This is a genomic window from Microcystis sp. LE19-131.1A, assembly GCF_027532015.1.
Classification (GTDB): Bacteria; Cyanobacteriota; Cyanobacteriia; order Cyanobacteriales; family Microcystaceae; genus Microcystis; species Microcystis ichthyoblabe_A.
The window spans coordinates 1-18,936 of record NZ_JAPZSS010000316.1 but is presented as its reverse complement, the minus strand read 5'-3'; the positions used below and the strand labels follow the sequence as shown (position 1 = coordinate 18,936).

The 18,936-nt window shown below is 41.3% G+C and carries 19 protein-coding genes and 2 pseudogenes; 7 read left to right on the top strand and 14 right to left on the bottom strand.

Annotated features, from left to right (window positions below; translation table 11 throughout):
• Positions 1-115: transposase (locus O9323_RS21880; protein WP_130758671.1), on the top strand; the 115-nt coding region annotated here is incomplete at its 5' end.
• A gap of 10 nt (positions 116-125) precedes the next feature.
• Positions 126-845, top strand: a pseudogene (locus O9323_RS21875) (DUF362 domain-containing protein); the annotation flags it as partial.
• Between the two features lie 287 nt (positions 846-1,132).
• Here the strand turns inward: O9323_RS21875 and O9323_RS21870 are convergent.
• From O9323_RS21870 to O9323_RS21840, 7 genes and pseudogenes are all read right to left on the bottom strand, one after another.
• Positions 1,133-1,483: a Rieske (2Fe-2S) protein gene (locus O9323_RS21870; RefSeq protein WP_002731942.1), complete on the bottom strand. Its 351-nt coding sequence runs from the start codon at positions 1,481-1,483 to the stop codon at positions 1,133-1,135.
• A gap of 8 nt (positions 1,484-1,491) precedes the next feature.
• Positions 1,492-2,073: a DUF1997 domain-containing protein gene (locus tag O9323_RS21865; protein ID WP_002793930.1), complete on the bottom strand. Its 582-nt coding sequence runs from the start codon at positions 2,071-2,073 to the stop codon at positions 1,492-1,494.
• A 357-nt stretch (positions 2,074-2,430) separates the two neighbouring features.
• A pseudogene (locus O9323_RS21860) lies at positions 2,431-2,706 on the bottom strand (hypothetical protein).
• Positions 2,707-3,114: 408 nt separating this feature from the next.
• Positions 3,115-3,444, bottom strand: coding sequence for a hypothetical protein (locus O9323_RS21855; RefSeq protein WP_288125750.1), 330 nt, complete (start codon positions 3,442-3,444; stop codon positions 3,115-3,117).
• Positions 3,419-3,865: a pepsin/retropepsin-like aspartic protease family protein gene (locus O9323_RS21850; RefSeq protein ID WP_024970038.1), complete on the bottom strand. Its 447-nt coding sequence runs from the start codon at positions 3,863-3,865 to the stop codon at positions 3,419-3,421. Before O9323_RS21850 ends, O9323_RS21855 begins: the two co-directional genes overlap by 26 nt.
• Before the next feature lie 12 nt (positions 3,866-3,877).
• Positions 3,878-4,828, bottom strand: a complete 951-nt coding sequence (locus tag O9323_RS21845) for a response regulator (RefSeq protein WP_288125749.1) — start codon at positions 4,826-4,828, stop codon at positions 3,878-3,880.
• A gap of 36 nt (positions 4,829-4,864) precedes the next feature.
• Positions 4,865-6,691 (bottom strand): ATP-binding protein, encoded by a 1,827-nt coding sequence (locus tag O9323_RS21840; RefSeq protein ID WP_288125748.1) that lies wholly within the window; start codon positions 6,689-6,691, stop codon positions 4,865-4,867.
• A 209-nt stretch (positions 6,692-6,900) separates the two neighbouring features.
• Here O9323_RS21840 and O9323_RS21835 point away from each other — a divergent pair, with 209 nt between their 5' ends.
• A complete protein-coding gene (locus O9323_RS21835; RefSeq protein ID WP_024970041.1) occupies positions 6,901-7,359 on the top strand; it encodes a response regulator in 459 nt (152 codons plus the stop codon).
• Here the strand turns inward: O9323_RS21835 and O9323_RS21830 are convergent, their stop codons facing one another.
• Positions 7,360-7,542: a hypothetical protein gene (locus tag O9323_RS21830; protein ID WP_002763844.1), complete on the bottom strand. Its 183-nt coding sequence runs from the start codon at positions 7,540-7,542 to the stop codon at positions 7,360-7,362.
• Positions 7,543-7,866: 324 nt separating this feature from the next.
• On the opposite strand from O9323_RS21830, the gene O9323_RS21825 reads away from it, so the two are divergent.
• From O9323_RS21825 to truB, 3 genes are all read left to right on the top strand, one after another.
• On the top strand, positions 7,867-9,438 hold the full coding sequence (locus tag O9323_RS21825) for a hydantoinase B/oxoprolinase family protein (RefSeq protein WP_288125747.1): 1,572 nt from the start codon (positions 7,867-7,869) through the stop codon (positions 9,436-9,438).
• A gap of 127 nt (positions 9,439-9,565) precedes the next feature.
• Positions 9,566-10,612 carry a tRNA (adenosine(37)-N6)-threonylcarbamoyltransferase complex transferase subunit TsaD gene (gene tsaD / locus O9323_RS21820; RefSeq protein WP_002734576.1) on the top strand — a complete coding sequence of 349 codons (1,047 nt, stop codon included), beginning with the start codon at positions 9,566-9,568 and terminating at the stop codon, positions 10,610-10,612.
• Positions 10,613-10,702: 90 nt separating this feature from the next.
• Positions 10,703-11,584 (top strand): tRNA pseudouridine(55) synthase TruB, encoded by an 882-nt coding sequence (gene truB, locus O9323_RS21815; RefSeq protein WP_024970044.1) that lies wholly within the window; start codon positions 10,703-10,705, stop codon positions 11,582-11,584.
• 128 nt (positions 11,585-11,712) lie between these two features.
• Here truB and O9323_RS21810 read toward each other — a convergent pair whose 3' ends face one another.
• The 4 genes from O9323_RS21810 to O9323_RS21795 form a co-directional block, all read right to left on the bottom strand.
• Positions 11,713-11,985, bottom strand: a complete 273-nt coding sequence (locus O9323_RS21810; RefSeq protein WP_272096599.1) for a winged helix-turn-helix domain-containing protein — start codon at positions 11,983-11,985, stop codon at positions 11,713-11,715.
• Positions 11,986-12,086: 101 nt separating this feature from the next.
• Positions 12,087-13,133 (bottom strand): histidinol-phosphate transaminase, encoded by a 1,047-nt coding sequence (gene hisC, locus O9323_RS21805; RefSeq protein WP_123230838.1) that lies wholly within the window; start codon positions 13,131-13,133, stop codon positions 12,087-12,089.
• Positions 13,134-13,234: 101 nt separating this feature from the next.
• Positions 13,235-14,455 carry a (E)-4-hydroxy-3-methylbut-2-enyl-diphosphate synthase gene (ispG, locus tag O9323_RS21800; protein WP_288125746.1) on the bottom strand — a complete coding sequence of 407 codons (1,221 nt, stop codon included), beginning with the start codon at positions 14,453-14,455 and terminating at the stop codon, positions 13,235-13,237.
• A gap of 34 nt (positions 14,456-14,489) precedes the next feature.
• Positions 14,490-15,404 carry an alpha/beta fold hydrolase gene (locus O9323_RS21795; protein ID WP_288125745.1) on the bottom strand — a complete coding sequence of 305 codons (915 nt, stop codon included), beginning with the start codon at positions 15,402-15,404 and terminating at the stop codon, positions 14,490-14,492.
• Between the two features lie 344 nt (positions 15,405-15,748).
• Here O9323_RS21795 and O9323_RS21790 point away from each other — a divergent pair, with 344 nt between their 5' ends.
• The gene (locus O9323_RS21790) at positions 15,749-16,318 is read left to right on the top strand and encodes a TIGR04376 family protein (RefSeq protein ID WP_130757458.1); all 570 of its coding nucleotides are present in this window, start codon (positions 15,749-15,751) and stop codon (positions 16,316-16,318) included.
• A gap of 163 nt (positions 16,319-16,481) precedes the next feature.
• On the opposite strand, the gene O9323_RS21785 is transcribed toward O9323_RS21790, so the two are convergent.
• Together O9323_RS21785 and O9323_RS21780 are read right to left on the bottom strand one after the other, a co-directional pair.
• Positions 16,482-18,128, bottom strand: coding sequence for a DUF3685 domain-containing protein (locus tag O9323_RS21785; RefSeq protein WP_149106728.1), 1,647 nt, complete (start codon positions 18,126-18,128; stop codon positions 16,482-16,484).
• Positions 18,129-18,186: 58 nt separating this feature from the next.
• The gene (locus tag O9323_RS21780; RefSeq protein WP_002731825.1) at positions 18,187-18,627 is read right to left on the bottom strand and encodes a Fur family transcriptional regulator; all 441 of its coding nucleotides are present in this window, start codon (positions 18,625-18,627) and stop codon (positions 18,187-18,189) included.
• Positions 18,628-18,936: the final 309 nt, after the last annotated feature.

Below are 18,936 nucleotides of genomic sequence, written 5' to 3'. Positions count from 1 at the left end.
GGTGGTCGAGGGAATCAACAATAAACTTAAACTAATAAAACGGAGAGGCTATGGCTTTAGAAACTTTCGGAATTTTTGGGTTAGAAGTATGTTATCTTGGCATCTTGTATGTTGATTTAGCATAAAGGGTAACGAAGAGCCCTAATTTAGGTTATCCTGTGCCACCACCAGTAACGGTTAGTCTGCCGGTATTAAGTCAAGTTTTGCGAGGATTGAGGGGGGTAAATCCTGGGGCAGAAATTATCTTATTAGAGGGAGTTTGTTCGGCTATTTCTTTGAGAGAGATTATCGATATTTTGGGGGTAAAATCTATTCTCGATCCCAGAATAACCATTCTTGATGCTGATAGTTTAACCCAGCAAGAATATCCGAATCTTTCCCCTTTTCCTGTCCGGTTTCCCTCGATGTTTGCCCCTAAAATTATCGAAGAAGTGGATTGTCGGATCACAATTGGAACCTTAAAACGCACCCATTTAAAGGATAAACCCTTGATTTCTGCTTCTTTAAAAAATCTCTATGGACTCTTTCCCCGTAGTCATTATAAAGCCCGTAGTCCTAACTCGCGGGGGCAATTACATCGCCCCTCCGTACCGCTAATTTTACAGGATGTTTATTTTTGTATCGGTCATCTTTTTGATGGGGCAGTGGTGGACGCTAATCTTAAATATTTTAGTAGTAATTGGCGACCGGATCGAGGAAAATCTATTCCTCTGGGTCAGGTGTTTTGGGGTGATGATATGATTAGCGTGGATCGCAGTGCTTGTCTGTTAGGTGATGAACCGATGCCGAGTTATTTAGATGCGATCGATTTGCTTCGTTCTCAACTTTTAAACGAAACCAATTAAAGTTAATAATTTTTGGCTAAAATAAGCAAACACTTGTATTAAATAAGCTCTGGCTTATTATTTCTACTGCAAAGCCTTCCACTCCTAGGCTGACATGACGGTATTTTATACTAAATCCTGTTTAAAAAATATACAGGAGAGTGGGGATCACCGGAGCGGAGGGGGAAACAGTCTATAACTGGGTTTTTACGGAAGCGAGCGAGGTAGGGTTTGACATTCTCCAAGATTACCCCATTGTCGAGTGAACTGCTCTTTAGGTTGCCCAAAACCCCCCCCTCGGTGAGCGGTTATGCGTCTATCCAGATGCTGCCGTCTTCGATGCGAAGGGGATAAACGGGTAAAGCTTGGGGTTGAGAAACTGCCGCCATCGCTTTGTTAACCACAGGGGGCCAGGTAATCCAATCTTTGACAGCACCGCTACAGAGATCAAAAGAACTACGATGCCAGGGACAAACGATCGCGCCGTCTTCGGTAATTTTGCCCTTCGTCATCGATAATTTTAAATGAGGACAACGATTACCGACGGCGTGGAATTGACCGTTATTGTTAATCAACAGAATGGAATTTTCCCCCACTTTTACCACTTGACGGGCGCCGGGGGCAAGGGAATCTACAGATAATACTTTTGTCCAACTCATATTTTTATTTAACTAAGGGAGAGATCGAGAATCGTTTCGGGGTAATTTTGGGCAATAATATCCTGTTTAGCCCATTGTTGGTAATCTTGCAACAATTGACTCATTAAACGCTGTTTAATCCGCAATAAAACCCCTTTTAAGAGACTATTACCGGCGATTTCTAACAGCGGACGCGGGGTTAACCATAATGGTGGTGGTAGGGCAACTTTCACCTCAAGATTGGCTTTCCCCGCTAGATAGGTTTGATTATTTTTTTCCACAGGAGCGAGTTTGCCTTGAACATTGAGGCTAAAGCGATCGTTGATATAATCAATACCTTTGATCTGACAGTCTTCTGATTGCAAAAATATCGTCCCCTCAGAGGTGGCCCAGACATTGAGAATAACCGTGGGCTGAAAATAGTACATATTCAAGAAGTTTAGGGGACGCATTTTTAGGCGAAACCTATTCTCAGACAAGTGTTCTGTTAAGCTAGTCTCAACGATAGCCTGTACTAATCTTTGCGGTTGGCGCAGATAATGCTGAATCGGGATGGTTTGTTCAGCAACAACAATTTCTAGGGATTCGGCAGCGGTAAAAGTTACTTCCATACGTTGGCTATCTTAAATTTGTCTCCCTTCTTAATTTTACTTTACAAAACTTATACTTTTCGACGGTCCAGATGTAGAAATTTTATCGCTAAGAGGGGACACAAACCAGATTTTTGCCCAAAGTTAGGCCTTTTTCAGTGATCAGTGGGGGGTTTAAGTCAACAGTGGGGGGGAGCGGGTTTTTCAAGTTGGATTAGGAGTTAATCATGCTATTAAAAACCGATTCAGTATAACGGTTAAGTTAGACCGTCTTCACCGATAACTTTGGCTGAGTCATAAAGCTTCGATCGTAACGCGCCCACCTTCCACTGCCTCAATCTGAAGTTTAAAGCCATACAAAAGACTCATCCTCACACATCATACTGGCTTTCTCTGGCTGCGACTGCCAAAACGGAAGACGGCTCTATGTCCAATACGAATCAGCCAAGGTTGAGTATCAGGGACACGCTCCTAGAGATGATCGGTAGCAGTAATCGTATCGTCGGCAAGCTCAAACGCTCCAGTTTCGATGTCGATCGCCACAATTCTCCCGTGATTTCCCTCCTCCACTTGAGAACGTACCTGAGATTCATAAATCTCATTACCACGTCGAGCGAATTCTTCTTTGCTGTAGCGGGGTTGACGAACTGTCATTGGCTTGACCCTGGGGCAACTTTTGCCCTCTATTTTAACCTAAACATTGGGAATCTTCGCTAACATTCCCCAACTGGGCCCACCAGAGCGGCATCGCACTTAAACCCACAGCTTCAATCCATGGGCATGGTGCGTTCCCCAAAATCGATCGCTGGAGCAGTAGGACTTGCATTAGGGAACGCACCCTACAAGATTGGCGATCGCACTATTGTATTTAGATTGTAAGACGGATTCGATAGTGGGTGCTGTTATGGTGAGTTTTAACTAGCTGCTTATGGCTGATTGTCTCAGTCAAGGGGACAATTTGCTAACTGGGAGGGCGAGTTTCTAACGTAGTAGGTTTTCTTTTCTACAATCGTATAGCACCACTCAGATTAGTCTTCTTTACTCATAAGTCAACTCCGTTGCTTATTTCTGATCGATTCTTAGGAAAGATGCATAAGCATTCCCAAACCAGCCTAAAACCGTGTAGAAGGGATTGCTAATATAGTCAGGTACTTTTTCACTCCTATAGAAAACAGCATAAATAAACATAGTTAAACCAAAAAAAACTAAGATTGTCGCTAAAATCCAATTAGTTGTTAAAATTAGCTTAGTGGTTGCTAAATCTTTAGAAGATGGACGCTTAGATGGGTTTTGAGGAGCTTCACCCAATTCTTCAAGAAGAATAGTTTCATAAGAATTAGTTTCAATCTTACCGAGAAAAGTATAGTTAAGAAAGCGCACAATCTTCTTCATCACAATTAAACCCCCATTTTTGTCTTGGTGCATTAAACACGACTTTATTCTGATTTAAAATGTCTCTACCAATGGCAGCATATTCTTTACTGGGAATTGATACGACTTCAATCTCACCCTGAAAATCTATCTGGTTTGTAGTATCAATTACTCTAAGGTATATTAGATATGTTAGCAGTTCACCAGTCTGATTATTAGCCATTCTGAATGACCTTTGTCCAAAAGGATATAAAGGACTTATCCTTGCTAACTCTTGAATAATTTCTCCAGGAACAACAGTCATTACTGCACCAGTGTCAATAATAGCTAGAATGGGACGACTAATAATAGATCTATCTGAGGTATGAGAAACTACAATCTTAGCTTCTGGACATAGTGGATATAGACCACTTGGTGATTGGAGATTACCGTATTTGTACATAGTCTTTATCCTTTATTCAAATTTGTAGAATATATCTAAAGAACTTGGTAAGTCAATCACGACATCTGCTTCGTCTGTCAGGATACTTGTCTTTTTAACAACTTTTTGAACTTTTGTAAATAATTTTAGTTGTGATTTTTCGGGATACTTCTCCCTTATGAATTTCAGCAGTTCTTGTTCATCTACAATTTCTGGAAAAACTTGCTCGCCACCTACAAAAGCAACATACTTGCTTTCATATTTTGCCAACCAATCCCTATCTGATTGACATTTTTCGTATGCTTCAAAATTGCTATCCATATCTGTAGGTATAGATAATGTAGCACTTGTATTTTTTGCCGGTAGTTGTTCAAGTTCAAGTTTTTGTCGATCTCTTTCTAATTCTAACTTTTCTTTTTCAGGCAGTTCAATAGATATAAGTTTTTGTCGATCTCTTTCTAATTCTAACTTTTCTTTTTCAAGCAGTTCAATAAATATATTTCGATACTCATCATCACTATTCTTAATTTTATTCTGTATTTCATCAATGAGTTGCCGCAAGCGATTTACGAATGCTGTTATAATGTGGCGAGCATTTTCTTTTAGGCTAGTCCCCTTCACTTCATAAATCACCAAATTATTGTTTATTTTTTCTGCTCGAATTTTATAGCTTGGATGTGCGGAAAATATTGCTACAGGTATGTCTTTATTTATATTATTGATCTTTTCCAAAGCTGTTAAACCTTCAGTAGGATTATCTCCAATTTTATTGTCAATAATATAAATTGCTGCTTCTCCGTTTTTGGCTAAATCAGCAACTTCATCACTGTTTCTTGCCATTTTGACTATCCAGCCTACTTCTCCTTCTATAACCTCTTTAATGGCTTCTTTTACGGCTAAACTATCTTCCATTAATACAACTTCTTTTTCTCTTTTCAATACTGCTCTGCACATAGATCGATTATCAAATATTGCTGCTGACATTTTAATTCTCCTTTTGTTGTGTTTTTACATTATAGATCAAAGTTGATACCACTTGAGTGGAATATTTACAAAAAATGTGGTTCCCTTGCCAACGGTGGAGTCGTAGTATATTTTACCACCATGTTCGCGCAGGATTTCACTGACGACATACAGCCCCATGCCTGTACCTCCTTCAGATTTGCGAGTCGAAAATCCTTTTTTGAAAACTTCATCTTTGATTTCATTGGGTATGCCTGATCCATTGTCTTCAATGCTAATCTGTATATATTCTATACCATCAGATGTCACAATGAAAGTTTTGATGAAAATCTTTGCTTTTTTGGGCTTGGCTTTTTCAATCGCTTCTATCGCATTGGCAATTAAGTTGTGGATGATTTGCTTAAATTTCGTTTCATCAACCTCAATGATTGGTATGGTTTTGTCTGGTATAATTACAACTTCAATGTCTCTGGAAGCCAAATCAAAAAACTTGGCAGCCTTTCTTACTAAGTCATTGATATCGATAGCGGTAGGAACGCTAGATTCTGATTCAAATTCAGATCTTATACCTTCTATACGCCTGTCTATCCATTCTATTTGCTCACTAACAATTCGCTCTTTTTCTCTATTACTTTTGCCACTATCATTCAACAGTTTTTGTAGGTTATAAGAGATGTCAATTAATTCATTCTTATATTCGTGAAGGAAGCTCTTTAAATTAGTGTCAAATCCTTGAGCATAAACCTTATTGTGGAATTCACGCTTTTCATTTTCTAATTCTATTCTTTCTTTAGATAACTCTTCTTTGTACTGAACTATGTATATAATCGCAGCCGTCAAAAATGATATGGTCCTCAAAAATGATTTATCGCTATCATAAAATTCACGCTTGTAGCCAGTGTAAACAGAGATAGTGCCAACAACATTACCTTCAATTGAAAGTGGTACACACGCATGAGATTTTAAGCTATTTTTTTCTATCCATGTTTTATTAAAATATGGTTTTTTGTAGTTTTCAATATCATTGATATACTCGGCAGTGTTGGTTTTAAATACCTGTCCTACAATGCCATCTACCACTTTTACTGGCTTATTGTCGCGTTCTCCACAAATATCATTTGTTGTAGATATTTTGACGATTTCTAATTCATTGTTTTTATTCTTGATACGCAAGATACAAACCTTATAAGGAGTCAGGTCTGAAACCAGATCGTCGGCAATTGATTCTAGTATTTTTGTAAATTCATTTTGATTGAATTTATGCTCCGCTCCTAAAGATATAATTTCTTGAGTGATTTTATTATATTCTTCTAGATTTTTCCTTCTACCAAAATCTGATATGATCTTAGAAACAGTGGTGCTAATTAGCATTAACCAGGATAAATCTTCATTTTGGAATCCATTGCTGTCACTTTTATTTAACACTTCTAATGTACCAAAAGTTCTATTAAAGCCATTGAGAGGAACTGAAATACCGCACCTTAAATATCCTAAAGTATCCTGATATTCTTTGCCATACTTCATATCTGGAAAATCTCTCATAATATTATTAGAATATTGTGGTTCTCCATAAGTTGAATCCAATAAATCTAAGCCAGTAGGAGGTACTGCCTTTCCAGAAAAACTTTCGTCAGGTTTGTAAGTTTCGTCAGCCAGCCATGACGCAGGGAGAGGATTACCCTCTCTATCAACGCCATCAATACCAAAGCGTTTGAGGACACCATCCTTAGAAAAAAGAAAAATCGATGCCACTTGCACGTTTAATTTCTCGCGCACTTCTTGCAGTGCTACCTGTATGGCTTCTTCCTGACTCTTACAGCGGATGAGAGTCTTGCTGACTTGATTGAGACTGCGAAGCTGTATTAGTATCTGTTCTCTCTCCATAACCAGCGCCTCACTACTACTCTGTAAATGGCTACAATTTTAAATTCCGGATTTCGGATTGTCAGCGGTAACTTTACAAAAGTTTACGGTAGGGTTTCATCCATTATAACTTCGTCCATTGCATCACATAAACCGAAGAACCTGAATTGGGGTGATGGGGTGATGGGAAGTGTCGTGAAGTGAAGGCAAAAAGACAAACAGCCTCTACAATGATAAAAGGTGAGACCTCTAGGGAATGCAAAATAATTATAATGAAGCCAAGAGACCTAATTAAAGTCTTAATTGCTGACGATCAAGAGTTAACCTGTTTAGGACTCAAGATTTTAATTTCCCAGCAGCAGGATTGTCAGGTGGTGGGAATTGCGGTTAATGGTCAACAGGCGATCGACTTGGCGAAAAGTTGTCAACCAGATGTAATTATTTTAGATATACAGATGCCTGTCTTAGATGGACACAGTGCCGCTATTCAGATCAAACAATTCGACCCTTATATTCGCATTATCGCCTATAGTTCCTTGCCAAAGCTTCCAATGGAAAAAAATAATCAAAGTATAGCTTTTGACCTATACTGCTCTAAAGATATATCTTCCCAAGCTCTGATCAAAGCGATCGATTACTTGGGAAAATTAGCACAATCGGACAAACATCAATCCCGTCGAGTCGGATAGTTAACTAAGTTTTTCTTCAGGAAAAGTTGCTTGAAACTCATCGAGTAATTCATCCAACTCCTCAAGAGCTTGATTAACATCTAATCTCAGGCCGCCAATGTCGGGTTTATCGCGCAATTGCAGTAAATAATCGCGTTTATTAGCCATTTGTTGCACTTTATCGATCAAGCTGGTTTTATCCATAATTCACCCTCTGGTACTGACTGCGATTATATCTCAGTCAGCCCGTATCAGTGGATCTGCTCCAAAAATCAAAAATCTTCTCTTGGGTGAGGAGACAGGAGGTTCCCAGGCTCTCTTGGGTTTGGTGGGTAAAATGTGTTCTAAGATATAGTCTGGCGAGCAAGTGGAATGAACCACAGAGACACAAAGGACACAAAGATCGCTCCTATGCAAGTTAAACTGATCACACAAAGAATAAGAGAGCCACTCCGACAGAGGAGGATAAAAAAGACAAGAGACAGCTAACTGATAACTGATAACTGATAACTGATAACTGATTTTCCTATGTCTCCTCTAGATTCTCATTGCACAGAAATAACTACCGTTGCCGATCCTATTTATCTAGAAATCTTTAAAAATCTCTATCAATTTATTGCCGAAGAAATGGGGATTACTCTCCAAAATACGGCAGCAAGTGTCAATATTAAAGAACGTCTAGACTTCTCCTGTGCTATCTTTGATGAGGTAGGAAATTTAATCGCTAATGCTCCTCATATTCCCGTCCATTTAGGTTCTATGGCCGATAGTGTCAAAAGCTTAATTCAGGATAAAGGTGAGACGATTCGTCCAGGGAATGTTTATCTGGCTAATAATCCTTATAATGGCGGTACTCACCTGCCAGATGTCACAGTAATTAGTCCTATTTTTGACCGCCAAAATCAGGAAATATTATTTTATCTTGCCTCCCGGGGACATCAAGCTGATATCGGTGGAATTACCCCCGGTTCTATGCCTCCCCATTCTGTCCATATTAGCGAAGAAGGAATTTTATTCGATAATTTTTTGCTGGTAGCAGCGGGACAGTTTCGGGAACAAGAATTAATTAATCACTTAACTAATAGTCCTTTTCCTGCACGCAATATCGCCCAAAATATTGCCGATTTTCAGGCACAAATAGCCGCTAATGCCAAGGGGGAAAGAGAATTACATAATATGGTTGAGCGCTACGGATTAGCTATGGTTAAAGCCTATCAACAGTTCGTTCAAGATAATGCGGAATTAGCGGTTAGAAAAGCTATATCTGTCTTAAAAGATGGTGAATTTACTTATTATCTGGATAACGGTGCTGTCATCAAGGTCAAGATCACCATAGATATTGATAATTGTCAAGCAATTATTAATTTTACTGGCACATCTAACCAGTTAAATAATAATTTTAATGCACCTCTAGCAGTGACAAGAGCGGCGGTTTTATACGTTTTTCGTACCCTTGTGGAGGAGGCAATTCCTTTAAATGCTGGCTGTTTCAAACCCCTCCATTTAATTATCCCATCTGGCTGTTTTCTTAATCCCGTTTATCCGGCGGCCGTAGTAGCAGGAAATGTAGAAACTTCTCAAGCAATAGTTAATACTTTATACGGTGCTTTAGGCATTCAAGCAGCCAGTCAAGGAACGATGAATAATTTCACTTTTGGCAATCAAGAATATCAATATTATGAGACTATTTGTGGCGGTTCTGGTGCGGGAGCAAATTTTGCGGGAACTGCTGCCGTACAAACCCAGATGACTAATTCCCGTCTCACCGATCCAGAAGTATTAGAAATGCGTTATCCTGTATTAGTGGAAAGTTTTAGCATTCGCCCCGATAGTGGCGGTAAGGGACAATATTCTGGAGGTGATGGTGTCATTAGAAGAATTAAATTTCAAGAGTCCATGACTGCTAATATTTTATCGGGTAATCGCCAGATTCCCCCCTTTGGACTAGCGGGAGGAAAAGCAGGTAGAATAGGACGTAATGCCGTGGAAAGAAACGATGGAACTATTGAAGAATTGCCCGGTACAGCGACTGTAGAAATGAACCCTGGTGATATTTTTATTATTGAAACCCCTGGCGGTGGTGGCTATGGAAATCGCTGAACGATAACTTTAATTTTAATTAAGTACCTAAGCAAAATTAAGTAAGTGGTTATAATTAAATTAAAGATGGATACCCCCTTAATCCCCCCTTAATAAGGGGGGTGTCTGACGATTTACTGATTAATTTATGACAATTATCTTAGCGATCGAAACCAGTTGCGATGAAACGGCTGTGGCTATTGTTAACAATAACCAGGTGTTGAGTAGTGTGGTTTCTTCTCAAATTGATCTCCATCGTCCCTATGGCGGTGTTGTGCCAGAAATGGCCTCCCGACAACACCTAGAAACCATTAATTTTTGTCTAGAAAAAGCTTGGCAAGAAACGGGGTTAACTTGGTCAGAAATTGATGGAATAGCCGTCACAGTTGCTCCCGGTTTAGTAGGTGCTTTAATGGTGGGAATGACGGCGGCCAAAACCCTGGCTATTATCCACGATAAACCCTTTATCGGCATTCATCATCTCGAAGGTCATATCTATGCTTCCTATCTCGCTGAATCTGATCTTAAACCTCCTTTTTTATCTCTTTTAGTCTCCGGGGGTCATACCAGTTTAATCCATGTGCAGGCCTGCGGTAAATATCAACAATTAGGAACTACTAGAGATGATGCAGCTGGAGAAGCTTTTGATAAAGTGGCACGATTATTAAACTTAAGTTATCCCGGAGGTCCGATAATTGATCGCATTGCTAAAGATGGTAATCCCCAAGCTTTTCCCTTACCGGAAGGTAAAATATCTTTACCAACCGGCGGTTTTCATGCCTACGATTCCAGTTTTAGCGGTTTAAAAACTGCTGTTTTGCGCTTAGTAGAGAAATTCGAGCCAGATAATTTACCTGTAGCTGACATAGCCGCTAGTTTTCAAGATACGGTAGCCAGAAGTTTAACCCGTCGGACAATCAATTGTGCCTTAGATTATGGCTTAAAAACTATTGCGATCGGGGGAGGAGTAGCTGCTAATAGTGCCTTAAGAAATCATCTGGAAACTGCCGCCAAAAATCATGATTTAACCGTCTATTTTCCGCCACTTAAACTCTGTACAGATAACGCCGCTATGATTGCTCGCGCTGCTGTTGATCATTATGATCTTGGTCATTTTTCTGACCTTTCTATCGGTGTTCGTTCCCGTTTACCTTTAAGCGAAGTTATGCAATTATATAATACGTCAGATTTTTAGCTATCAGCCGTCAGTATTCAGAATTGAGGAGATTGCTTTTATCTATTCTCCCCGTCTCCCCACTTCATAATTCATAATTGATAATTCATAATGTTTGGCTTTTTAAATCTCAATAAACCCCCCGATTGGACTTCTCATGATTGTGTGGCCAAAGTCCGAAAAATTCTTAAGACAAAACGAGTCGGCCATGGCGGAACTTTAGATCCTATGGCTACGGGAGTTTTACCGATCGCCGTCGGGGCTGCCACCCGATTACTGCCCTATTTACCCGAAAATAAGGCTTATCGGGCAAAAATTCAGTTAGGACTCAGCACCGATACCGATGATATTACGGGAAAAGCGATCGCCACTTGTCCCTGTGGCGATTTAACTTTAGAGGCAGTTAAGCCCCATTTAGCGGAATTTATTGGCAATATTGCCCAGATTCCGCCGATGTATAGTGCTATTCACCAGGATGGTCGCCGTCTCTACGAATTGGCTCGCAAAGGGGAAATAATCGCAGTGGAGCCTCGTCAGGTCAAAATTGACCAAATTACGGTTTTAGGCTGGTTAGAGGGCGAATTTCCGCAAATAGAGCTAGATATTCACTGTGGATCGGGGACTTATATTCGTTCCCTGGCCAGAGATTTGGGCAAGGTGTTAGCTGTGGGTGGCACTTTAGCCGGTTTAACTCGCACGGAAAGCTGTGGTTTTCAATTAGCTGATAGTATTAATCTGGAAGCTTTAATGGCTAATTCTGAGGGTTTAATTTCGCCTCGCATTGCCTTGGCGCATCTAGACTGGATTTCTTTGACATCAGAAAGAGTTATCGATTGGTTTCACGGCAGAAAAATTAATCTCACCGATGCAAATGTTATAATCAGTTCTCTGGTTGCTGTGGAGTCTTTAGAGGCTCAATTTCTCGGCATTGGTGAGATAGTTGTCGCAGAAGATGAATACTATCTACAGCCTAAAATAGTTATTCAGCAATAGGGGTAATAATTAGGGTCTGCTGAAAAAGTTTTTCGTGGGGACAGGGTGTGGGGTGTGGGGTGTGGGGTGTGGGGAGAATAAATAAAATAATCTCCTATCTCCTGACTCCTGACGACCGACTCCTAACCCTAACAACAGTTTTTGATTTTTACAAGAGGTCTAGTATAAACCCACTGATTATCATTTTTTCTGGCCACGATTTTTTTAGAAGCAACCAAAGATTTTAGACAAAGATTGAGCATAGAAACGGGACGATTTAAGCGTTGGCTCAATTCTTGAACTGTGATTCCTTGGGGATAAAATTGCATAAGTTCAAGAATTTGTGCGCTAGTATTTAATCCTTTTGTGGGACTAATAATCTTGATAGCCAAGGCTAGTAATCGGGAGAAACGACAGGCCATTAGACCCTTGTTTGTCGCTGCTTTGTTCCGATCAATCTAGCCTTTTTTTCGAGAAGTTATTAGGGTTTAAAATGCTAATAAAACCCTGACGAAAATAGAGATTAATTTGTTCCCATAATCTCTTGAATAGCAGATAAAAGGCGATCAATCTCCTCATCAGTGCCGATAGAAATCCGCACATAATTCTGAATGCGAGGATGTTTAAAATATCGCACTAATATCTGACGGTCTTTGAGTTGATTATATAACTCACTGGCACTAATCTGGGGGGGAGAAGCGAGGATAAAATTAGCTTCCGAGTCAAAAACAATAAATCCCAACTCCCGCAAAGAAGTAATTAAACGGCTGCGGGTTTGACGGACTTTTTGCCAAACTTGCTCAAAATAATTATGGTGTTTTAAAGCTGCTGTGGCTAAAGTTTGAGCGATGCGATCTAAATTATAGGAATCACGCACCTTATCCATCTGTTCGATAATGGCCCCGGAAGCAAAACCGAAACCGACTCTTAACCCCGCTAAACTATAACTTTTCGACATGGTGCGACTAATGATGACATTATCGTAACGGGAGAGAAAATCGAGATGATTGTCATCACTAAAATCCACATAAGCTTCATCAATTAATACCAATCCCGACGCATTAGCACAGGTTGCTTCTAAATAGTCGCGCTCAAGATGTTTCCCGACGGGAGGATTAGGAGAAGCTAGAAAAATTAATTTCGCTTCCGGACAAATAATCGGTCCGGCTAATTCAAATTTATCATTAGTGGGAAATTCGATAATATTTGCCCCGTGTACCCGGGCAATTGTCTCGTAAAGGGAATAGGTTAAATCCAAAAAAGCGACGCTTTCGCAAGGGTTAACAAAAGTTCGCAGGGCAATATTAAGTATATCATCGGAGCCATTACCCGCGATTATCTGATCGGCTGCTATGCCGTATAATTCCGCCGCCGTTTGCCGTAACTCTTTGGAGATAGGATCGGGATAGAGTCGGACTTTCTCTAATTGCTCTGGCAGGTGGGCAAAAATTTCCGCCGGTGGGGGATAGGGATTCTCATTGGTGTTAAGTTTGGTAAATCCCGCGCTTTGGGGCTGTTCTCCCGGAGTGTAAGCGGGGGTTTGACGAACACAATCGCGTGTAGGTAGCATGGACTCTCTGGGGCGGCAATTTCTAGCAAGCTTTCCATTGTAACAAATTCTCGCCGATGATCGGGGGTTGAATCGATGTCAACCCCTACCGGTAAAACTAATTAAGGTTCTACCCAACGGCCATCGGCTTTAATTAAATTAATCAACTCGCTGACTCCTTCGCTTTCGGGGACGCGTTTAATTTCCTCGCGACCGCGATAAAGGGAGATATAACCGGCCTGTTTCCCCACATAACCATAGTCTGCGTCGGCCATTTCTCCCGGTCCATTGACAATACAACCCATAACGGCGATATCGAGTCCGGTGAGGTGTTTAGTCGCTGCGCGCACTTGCTGCAGGACATCTTCTAAATTAAAAAGAGTGCGACCACAGGAAGGACAGGCAACGTATTCGACCATAGTTTTCCGCAGTCCCAGGGCCTGGAGAATGCTGTAACAGACGGGAATTTCCTTTTCGGGAGCTTCCGTCAGAGAAACGCGAATCGTATCACCAATACCGTCCGCTAAGAGAGTGGCAATCCCAGCAGTGGATTTAATTCGTCCGTATTCCCCATCTCCTGCCTCAGTAACCCCCAAGTGCAGGGGATAATCCATCCCTAACTCATCCATGCGCTTAACCATGAGACGATAGGCGGCTACCATAACTGGCACCCGGGAAGCTTTCAGGGAAACCACCAGATTGCGAAAATCGAGGGATTCGCAGATGCGGATAAATTCTAAAGCCGACTGTACCATTCCTTCGGGGGTGTCACCGTAGGTAAAGAGCATTCTTTCGGCCAGAGAACCGTGGTTAACGCCGATTCGCATCGCTTTATCTTGATCTCGCAGGGAAACTACTAAAGGTTTCAGGGTTTCGGCGATTTTTTCGCCAATTTCATCAAATTCTGCTTGACTGTACTCGCTGCGGTCGGCTTTCGGTTTCTCGAAAACGTACAAACCGGGGTTAATCCGCACTTTATCGACGTGCTTGGCCACTTCTAGGGCGATTTTCATGCCGTTGTGATGTACATCGGCTACTAACGGCACAGGTTGATAGGTGGCGAGCAGTTTTTCCCTAATTTTAGCTAAAGCGGTGGCGTGGGACAGACTCGGCACGGTGACGCGGACAATTTCACAGCCGATTTCATGGAGGCGACGGATACCGGCCACGGAACCATCTATATCAAGGGTATCCTCGTTAATCATCGACTGCACGACCACGGGATGACCACCACCGATGGTAACGCTACCTACCCGGACGGGACGGGTTTTGCGTCGGTGAATCGTGGTGTCGAATTCGGAGGCAGTTGCGGGGGGGTTGAGCGTCGATTCCAAGGTTTGCATAGGACTATCACCAACAATCACTCTCCCTATTCTCTCAAAGAACAGCAACAGATTCTAGCCACTCTAATAAAATTGGGTTAAAACGGTCAGGACATTCATCCTGTAAACAATGACCGGCCCGGTCAAATTCTACATATTTAATCCTAGTATTAAGGGAGACAAAACCCTCGGCTAACTGGACGGGAACCATGCGATCTTGCTTGCCCCAACACAATAAAATCGGGATTTCTAAGCGTGGTAAAATTAACTTTGCCGGTGGACAATATTCGGGATGATTGACAGCTTGTGCTAGGGAAATAAAGGCCTCCGCTGCCCCCTCATCTAGGGTTGGGGCGGCGATAATTTGTACTAATTCGTCGCTGACTGCTTTCTTGTCTTCGTAGGCGATTCCTGTCCATTTTTTCAAGACTTGCGGACGACGCAGATAGTAAAATATCGGTTTTAATAGCCAAGGAGAAGTGAAAAAGTTTTCGATGGGAGTGACGATATTTAATAACCAATCGGCGATCATTTCCCGCCGACGGCTGACATCGGGTAAACTGAGCATAACTAATCCGGCTACCATTTCTGGGTATTTACCCGCTAGGGCCATACTAACTAAAGAACCGATCGAATTTCCCACTAATACCACCGGTCTATTGATAAAAGTTTGCCAGAAATCGTGTATTTGTTCCACCCAGAGATTAACGGTATAGGGAACCTGCACTTTACGCGAACCACCGAAACCTAATAAATCTACCGCGTAAACTCGATGATTTTGGCTGAGAATAGGAATATTATGGCGCCAATGTTCGATCGCCGCTCCAAATCCATGCAGTAAAATTAAAGGCGGTTTATCGGCATCTTGGGGGTTTTTTGCCGGCATAAAACTATAACGAATTTGCCAACCGCGCCACACCCAATCCCGTTGATAACCGATGCGTTCTGTCCAAGCTGGTGAAGTTGTCACTTAAGTCAAACAATTAAGAGGTTTTCAGGAAATATCACTCTAAGTAGGTAGGCGTTAAAAATTATCAGATGCCCCCCTTATTAAGGGGGGACTAAGGGGGGATCGGCACCCCCCTTATCAAGGGGGGAAGGGGGGATCGAACCTAAAATCCATTTTTAATTTAATTATAACCAGCTACTTAGTTTTATTATACGGGTTTCCCCATCCCTAACTGGCAGCCGAATAACATCTTTGTACTACTTTTCCCAAATATATTTAAACCTAGGGTTGATCTAGCCTATGCTAAGAAGAGGGGGATTAAAATCGCTCCTAGACTTTAATTGCAAATTTAGGATACTGCACAGATGGGCAATCTATTTGATGATGTTAGTCGCTTTCTTGAAACCCAACTGGAAGAATTTCTCAAAAGTCATCCCCAATTAGAATTACAGGCGCTGGTGGAACAACTGCGCGAACAGGAGCGCGATACGGCTAAACTGATTAGCGCACTAGAAAATGAGCGTCAACGTCTCGAACAGCAAATTTTGGCCACTGCCCAAGATATCCAAACTTGGCACGCTAGAATTGATAAGGCTAAGGCTGCTGGACGGCAGGACTTGGTTAAGGCTGCCAGTGAACGCGAGGCGGCTCTATTTCGTCAGGGTAATCAACTTTGGGGACGGATGGAAGGGGTGAAAAAACGTCTGACTCAATCTCAAGAGTTACTGCAACAGATCCAACAACGTCGTCAAGAAGTGCAAATTAAAGCCGAAAAAGCCCCTAAAAATCAGTCGCGTGACTGGGAAACCACTTTTTGGGATCAACCCCAAGAATCCGACTATCAGCGCTCGAACTACGATCATCTCGATCTAAAATTTAAAGAATGGGAAATGGAAGAAGAATTGAAAAAATTAAAGCGAGAAATGGGACGATAATTACTGTTAAGTATCTAAGCACAATTAATTACACATCTAAGCCACTACTCCGTCAGACTTCTGCTGTGAGTAAACAGTGAACTGAAAACTCAAATCCGATCCCTAATAGCTGTATCCCGTCTCCTGTCTCGACTAGGAAATTAATTTTGCACGACTACTTAATTCATGATCCCTTTTTACCTTTGACTTCCTGCCAAGTGTTACCGACTCCCTGTAAAACCCCACGAATTACTAAACCAATACCCCTACCGATAACTTGGATAAGGATATAGACTACTCCATTACCCACCACCCGAAAAAAAGCGCGTAAACGAGGGGATAAAGAGTCTCTTAATTCTAAGGCGATCGAAACTAACCAGGGTATGCCTGTTAAACTGTTTAATTCTTCCTGTCGGGGGGAATAAATGGCTAGAGATTGAATTTCTCCATCGCTATAGTGAAATAATTGATATTGACTTTCAAAGATATCTTTAGGTTCTTGCCAATATTGTTGCCGTCGGTATTTCCAAGATAATTCATTGCGGATTTTAGCTAATTTTCTGGCGATGAGAAATTCTGACCGGTAAAGTTTTTGTTTGATTCTTTCCGATTCCGAGAAGTTATTGAGAATAATTACCGTCACCGCATTGGCAATATTATGAATGAGATTTTGCAGGATAATTTCGGCTCTGGCGATAGTTTCAGGAGCATTAGCTCGGTATTCTACTCCGTCAATAGTTAAACTATTTTCGTACACTAAATAGGAAAATAAGTCAAGAGCAAAAGGAATTTTATTGAGGATTTCTATTTGAATTGCCTCTCTTTCTTCCAGAATAATTTCATTAAGTCTGCCTTTACTAATTTCGTCATAAACCGAGGCATTAATTTCTAAAAATTTACGCGTAACTTTCTCCCAGATATCGTAAATAATCAGATTTAAGCGACTGGTTAATTCCCCGCTACTAATCTGTAAATATCTCATTTCATCGACATTTTTACGAATTTCATCGAGAACTAAATACAATAATTCCCGTTGCCGATTATCCTGTAAAATATCGATTTCAAAACTAATCTTTGTTCTATTAATTAAAGGGAAGCGAATGACTGCTAAAGTGGACTCAAAAACCGCCGAAACACAGAGGGGACGCTCGCGGCTTAAAATTGGTAATTCCCGATCGATATTGTTAATTATTATTGGGGGTGTCACTAAAGCTGAATTGTAATAGCTACCTTCGAGGGGAATTAGTTTTCTTACTAGCCATAGGGCTGCTAAAAGTTCTCGTTTTCTCCCCTGCCAATAAAAGCGATCAAAGCCGGATAAAGACTGTTGATTAAGATGGAGATCAATTAAATGTAATTCACTTTCGATGCGATTTAATCCCGTTTTTCCAGCACTGATTAACCAATGGCTAGGAGCTAAACTTGCACGGGTAGCAATGGTGAGAGGGGAAGGGACAACATCGTGGGATTCATCCCGGGAAATTTGCCCTAAAATAGTGATAAATTGCTCTAGGTTTGTGCCTTTGGGAATATAACCGGCGATGCCTAATTCTCTGGCGATTAGTTGCTGTCGGGAGTCGAGAGGAAAGGTTAATAGAACAATTTTACTTTCGGGATAGCGAGAGTGGAGAATTTCACAGTAAGACCAATCAAAGAGAGGATCAATAATAATAATTTCGGGGGCCGGATTAAGAGTCAAGGCGAAAATTGTTTCTAAATCCCCTTCGGTGACGATACTAATATTTTCTATCTGCGACAAGGCCTGCACCAGACCCAAGCGGAAAATCGGGTCATTATCGATGATAATTAGGGTGAGAGGGCGATCAATCACAAGAGTTGCAGCCTGTCAACGGATACTATTCACAGGGTCAATTATACAGTGATCTGGCTCATTTGTTTTGTTTATAGCCATAGAAATCGATGCGATAATCGGTAATTTTTACCCCCGTCGATGCCTCGATCTGTTTAATTAATTCCGGGGGAAGTTGGATATGCACATCGATGATTTCTTGACTGTCCAGACAATTGATGTGACTGTGGGAATCGCTGATGTTGCCGTAGAGTCTGCCGTCCCAGCGTTCCACAGATTCGATAATGCCTTGACCCGATAGAGCCTCTAGGTTTTGGTACACTGAGGTATGACCGATGTTTTTTCCTTGCAGATTGAGACGATCATAAATTTCTCGCGCTGATAGGTGTTCCTGCGCTTGCCACAGCAATTCTAAAATATAGCGACGCTGACGACTAACCCGCATTCCTAAAGTTTGACACCTTTCGATCGCATCTTCTAAACACCGGATCGGTTTTTGTTTTACCTCCAAATTGTCCATAGTTGTATCCGTTGACCTCCGCCCTAATACATAGTCATTACCAGTTTAGCTTAGTCTTTCGATCGATGTCCACATTGCCCCAGTTTTTAGCACCTCTTCAAACTGAGATAAAAAATCAGCAGCGCCAGATTCGAGTAGATTTGCGGGCGAATGAGTGAAACCAACCACTCCAGACACAGAGGACACAAAGATCGATCGCTACTATATAAGTTACACTGATCACACAAAGAATAAGAGAACCAACCATTTACTTATCTATATAGATAGGATTGAATATTTCCATAAAAAATCCTCTGGAAAAATATTTTG

What these genes read in the sequence shown, in the direction of transcription:
- O9323_RS21870 (WP_002731942.1), bottom strand. Translation starts at nt 1,483, where the DNA reads ATGAGTTGGACAAAAGTATTATCTGTAGATTCCCTTGCCCCCGGCGCC.
- O9323_RS21865 (WP_002793930.1), bottom strand. Translation starts at nt 2,073, where the DNA reads ATGGAAGTAACTTTTACCGCTGCCGAATCCCTAGAAATTGTTGTTGCT.
- O9323_RS21855 (WP_288125750.1), bottom strand. Translation starts at nt 3,444, where the DNA reads ATGAAGAAGATTGTGCGCTTTCTTAACTATACTTTTCTCGGTAAGATT.
- O9323_RS21850 (WP_024970038.1), bottom strand. Translation starts at nt 3,865, where the DNA reads ATGTACAAATACGGTAATCTCCAATCACCAAGTGGTCTATATCCACTA.
- O9323_RS21845 (WP_288125749.1), bottom strand. Translation starts at nt 4,828, where the DNA reads ATGTCAGCAGCAATATTTGATAATCGATCTATGTGCAGAGCAGTATTG.
- O9323_RS21840 (WP_288125748.1), bottom strand. Translation starts at nt 6,691, where the DNA reads ATGGAGAGAGAACAGATACTAATACAGCTTCGCAGTCTCAATCAAGTC.
- O9323_RS21835 (WP_024970041.1), top strand. Translation starts at nt 6,901, where the DNA reads ATGATAAAAGGTGAGACCTCTAGGGAATGCAAAATAATTATAATGAAG.
- O9323_RS21830 (WP_002763844.1), bottom strand. Translation starts at nt 7,542, where the DNA reads ATGGATAAAACCAGCTTGATCGATAAAGTGCAACAAATGGCTAATAAA.
- O9323_RS21825 (WP_288125747.1), top strand. Translation starts at nt 7,867, where the DNA reads ATGTCTCCTCTAGATTCTCATTGCACAGAAATAACTACCGTTGCCGAT.
- tsaD (WP_002734576.1), top strand. Translation starts at nt 9,566, where the DNA reads ATGACAATTATCTTAGCGATCGAAACCAGTTGCGATGAAACGGCTGTG.
- truB (WP_024970044.1), top strand. Translation starts at nt 10,703, where the DNA reads ATGTTTGGCTTTTTAAATCTCAATAAACCCCCCGATTGGACTTCTCAT.
- O9323_RS21810 (WP_272096599.1), bottom strand. Translation starts at nt 11,985, where the DNA reads ATGGCCTGTCGTTTCTCCCGATTACTAGCCTTGGCTATCAAGATTATT.
- hisC (WP_123230838.1), bottom strand. Translation starts at nt 13,133, where the DNA reads ATGCTACCTACACGCGATTGTGTTCGTCAAACCCCCGCTTACACTCCG.
- ispG (WP_288125746.1), bottom strand. Translation starts at nt 14,455, where the DNA reads ATGCAAACCTTGGAATCGACGCTCAACCCCCCCGCAACTGCCTCCGAA.
- O9323_RS21790 (WP_130757458.1), top strand. Translation starts at nt 15,749, where the DNA reads ATGGGCAATCTATTTGATGATGTTAGTCGCTTTCTTGAAACCCAACTG.
- O9323_RS21780 (WP_002731825.1), bottom strand. Translation starts at nt 18,627, where the DNA reads ATGGACAATTTGGAGGTAAAACAAAAACCGATCCGGTGTTTAGAAGAT.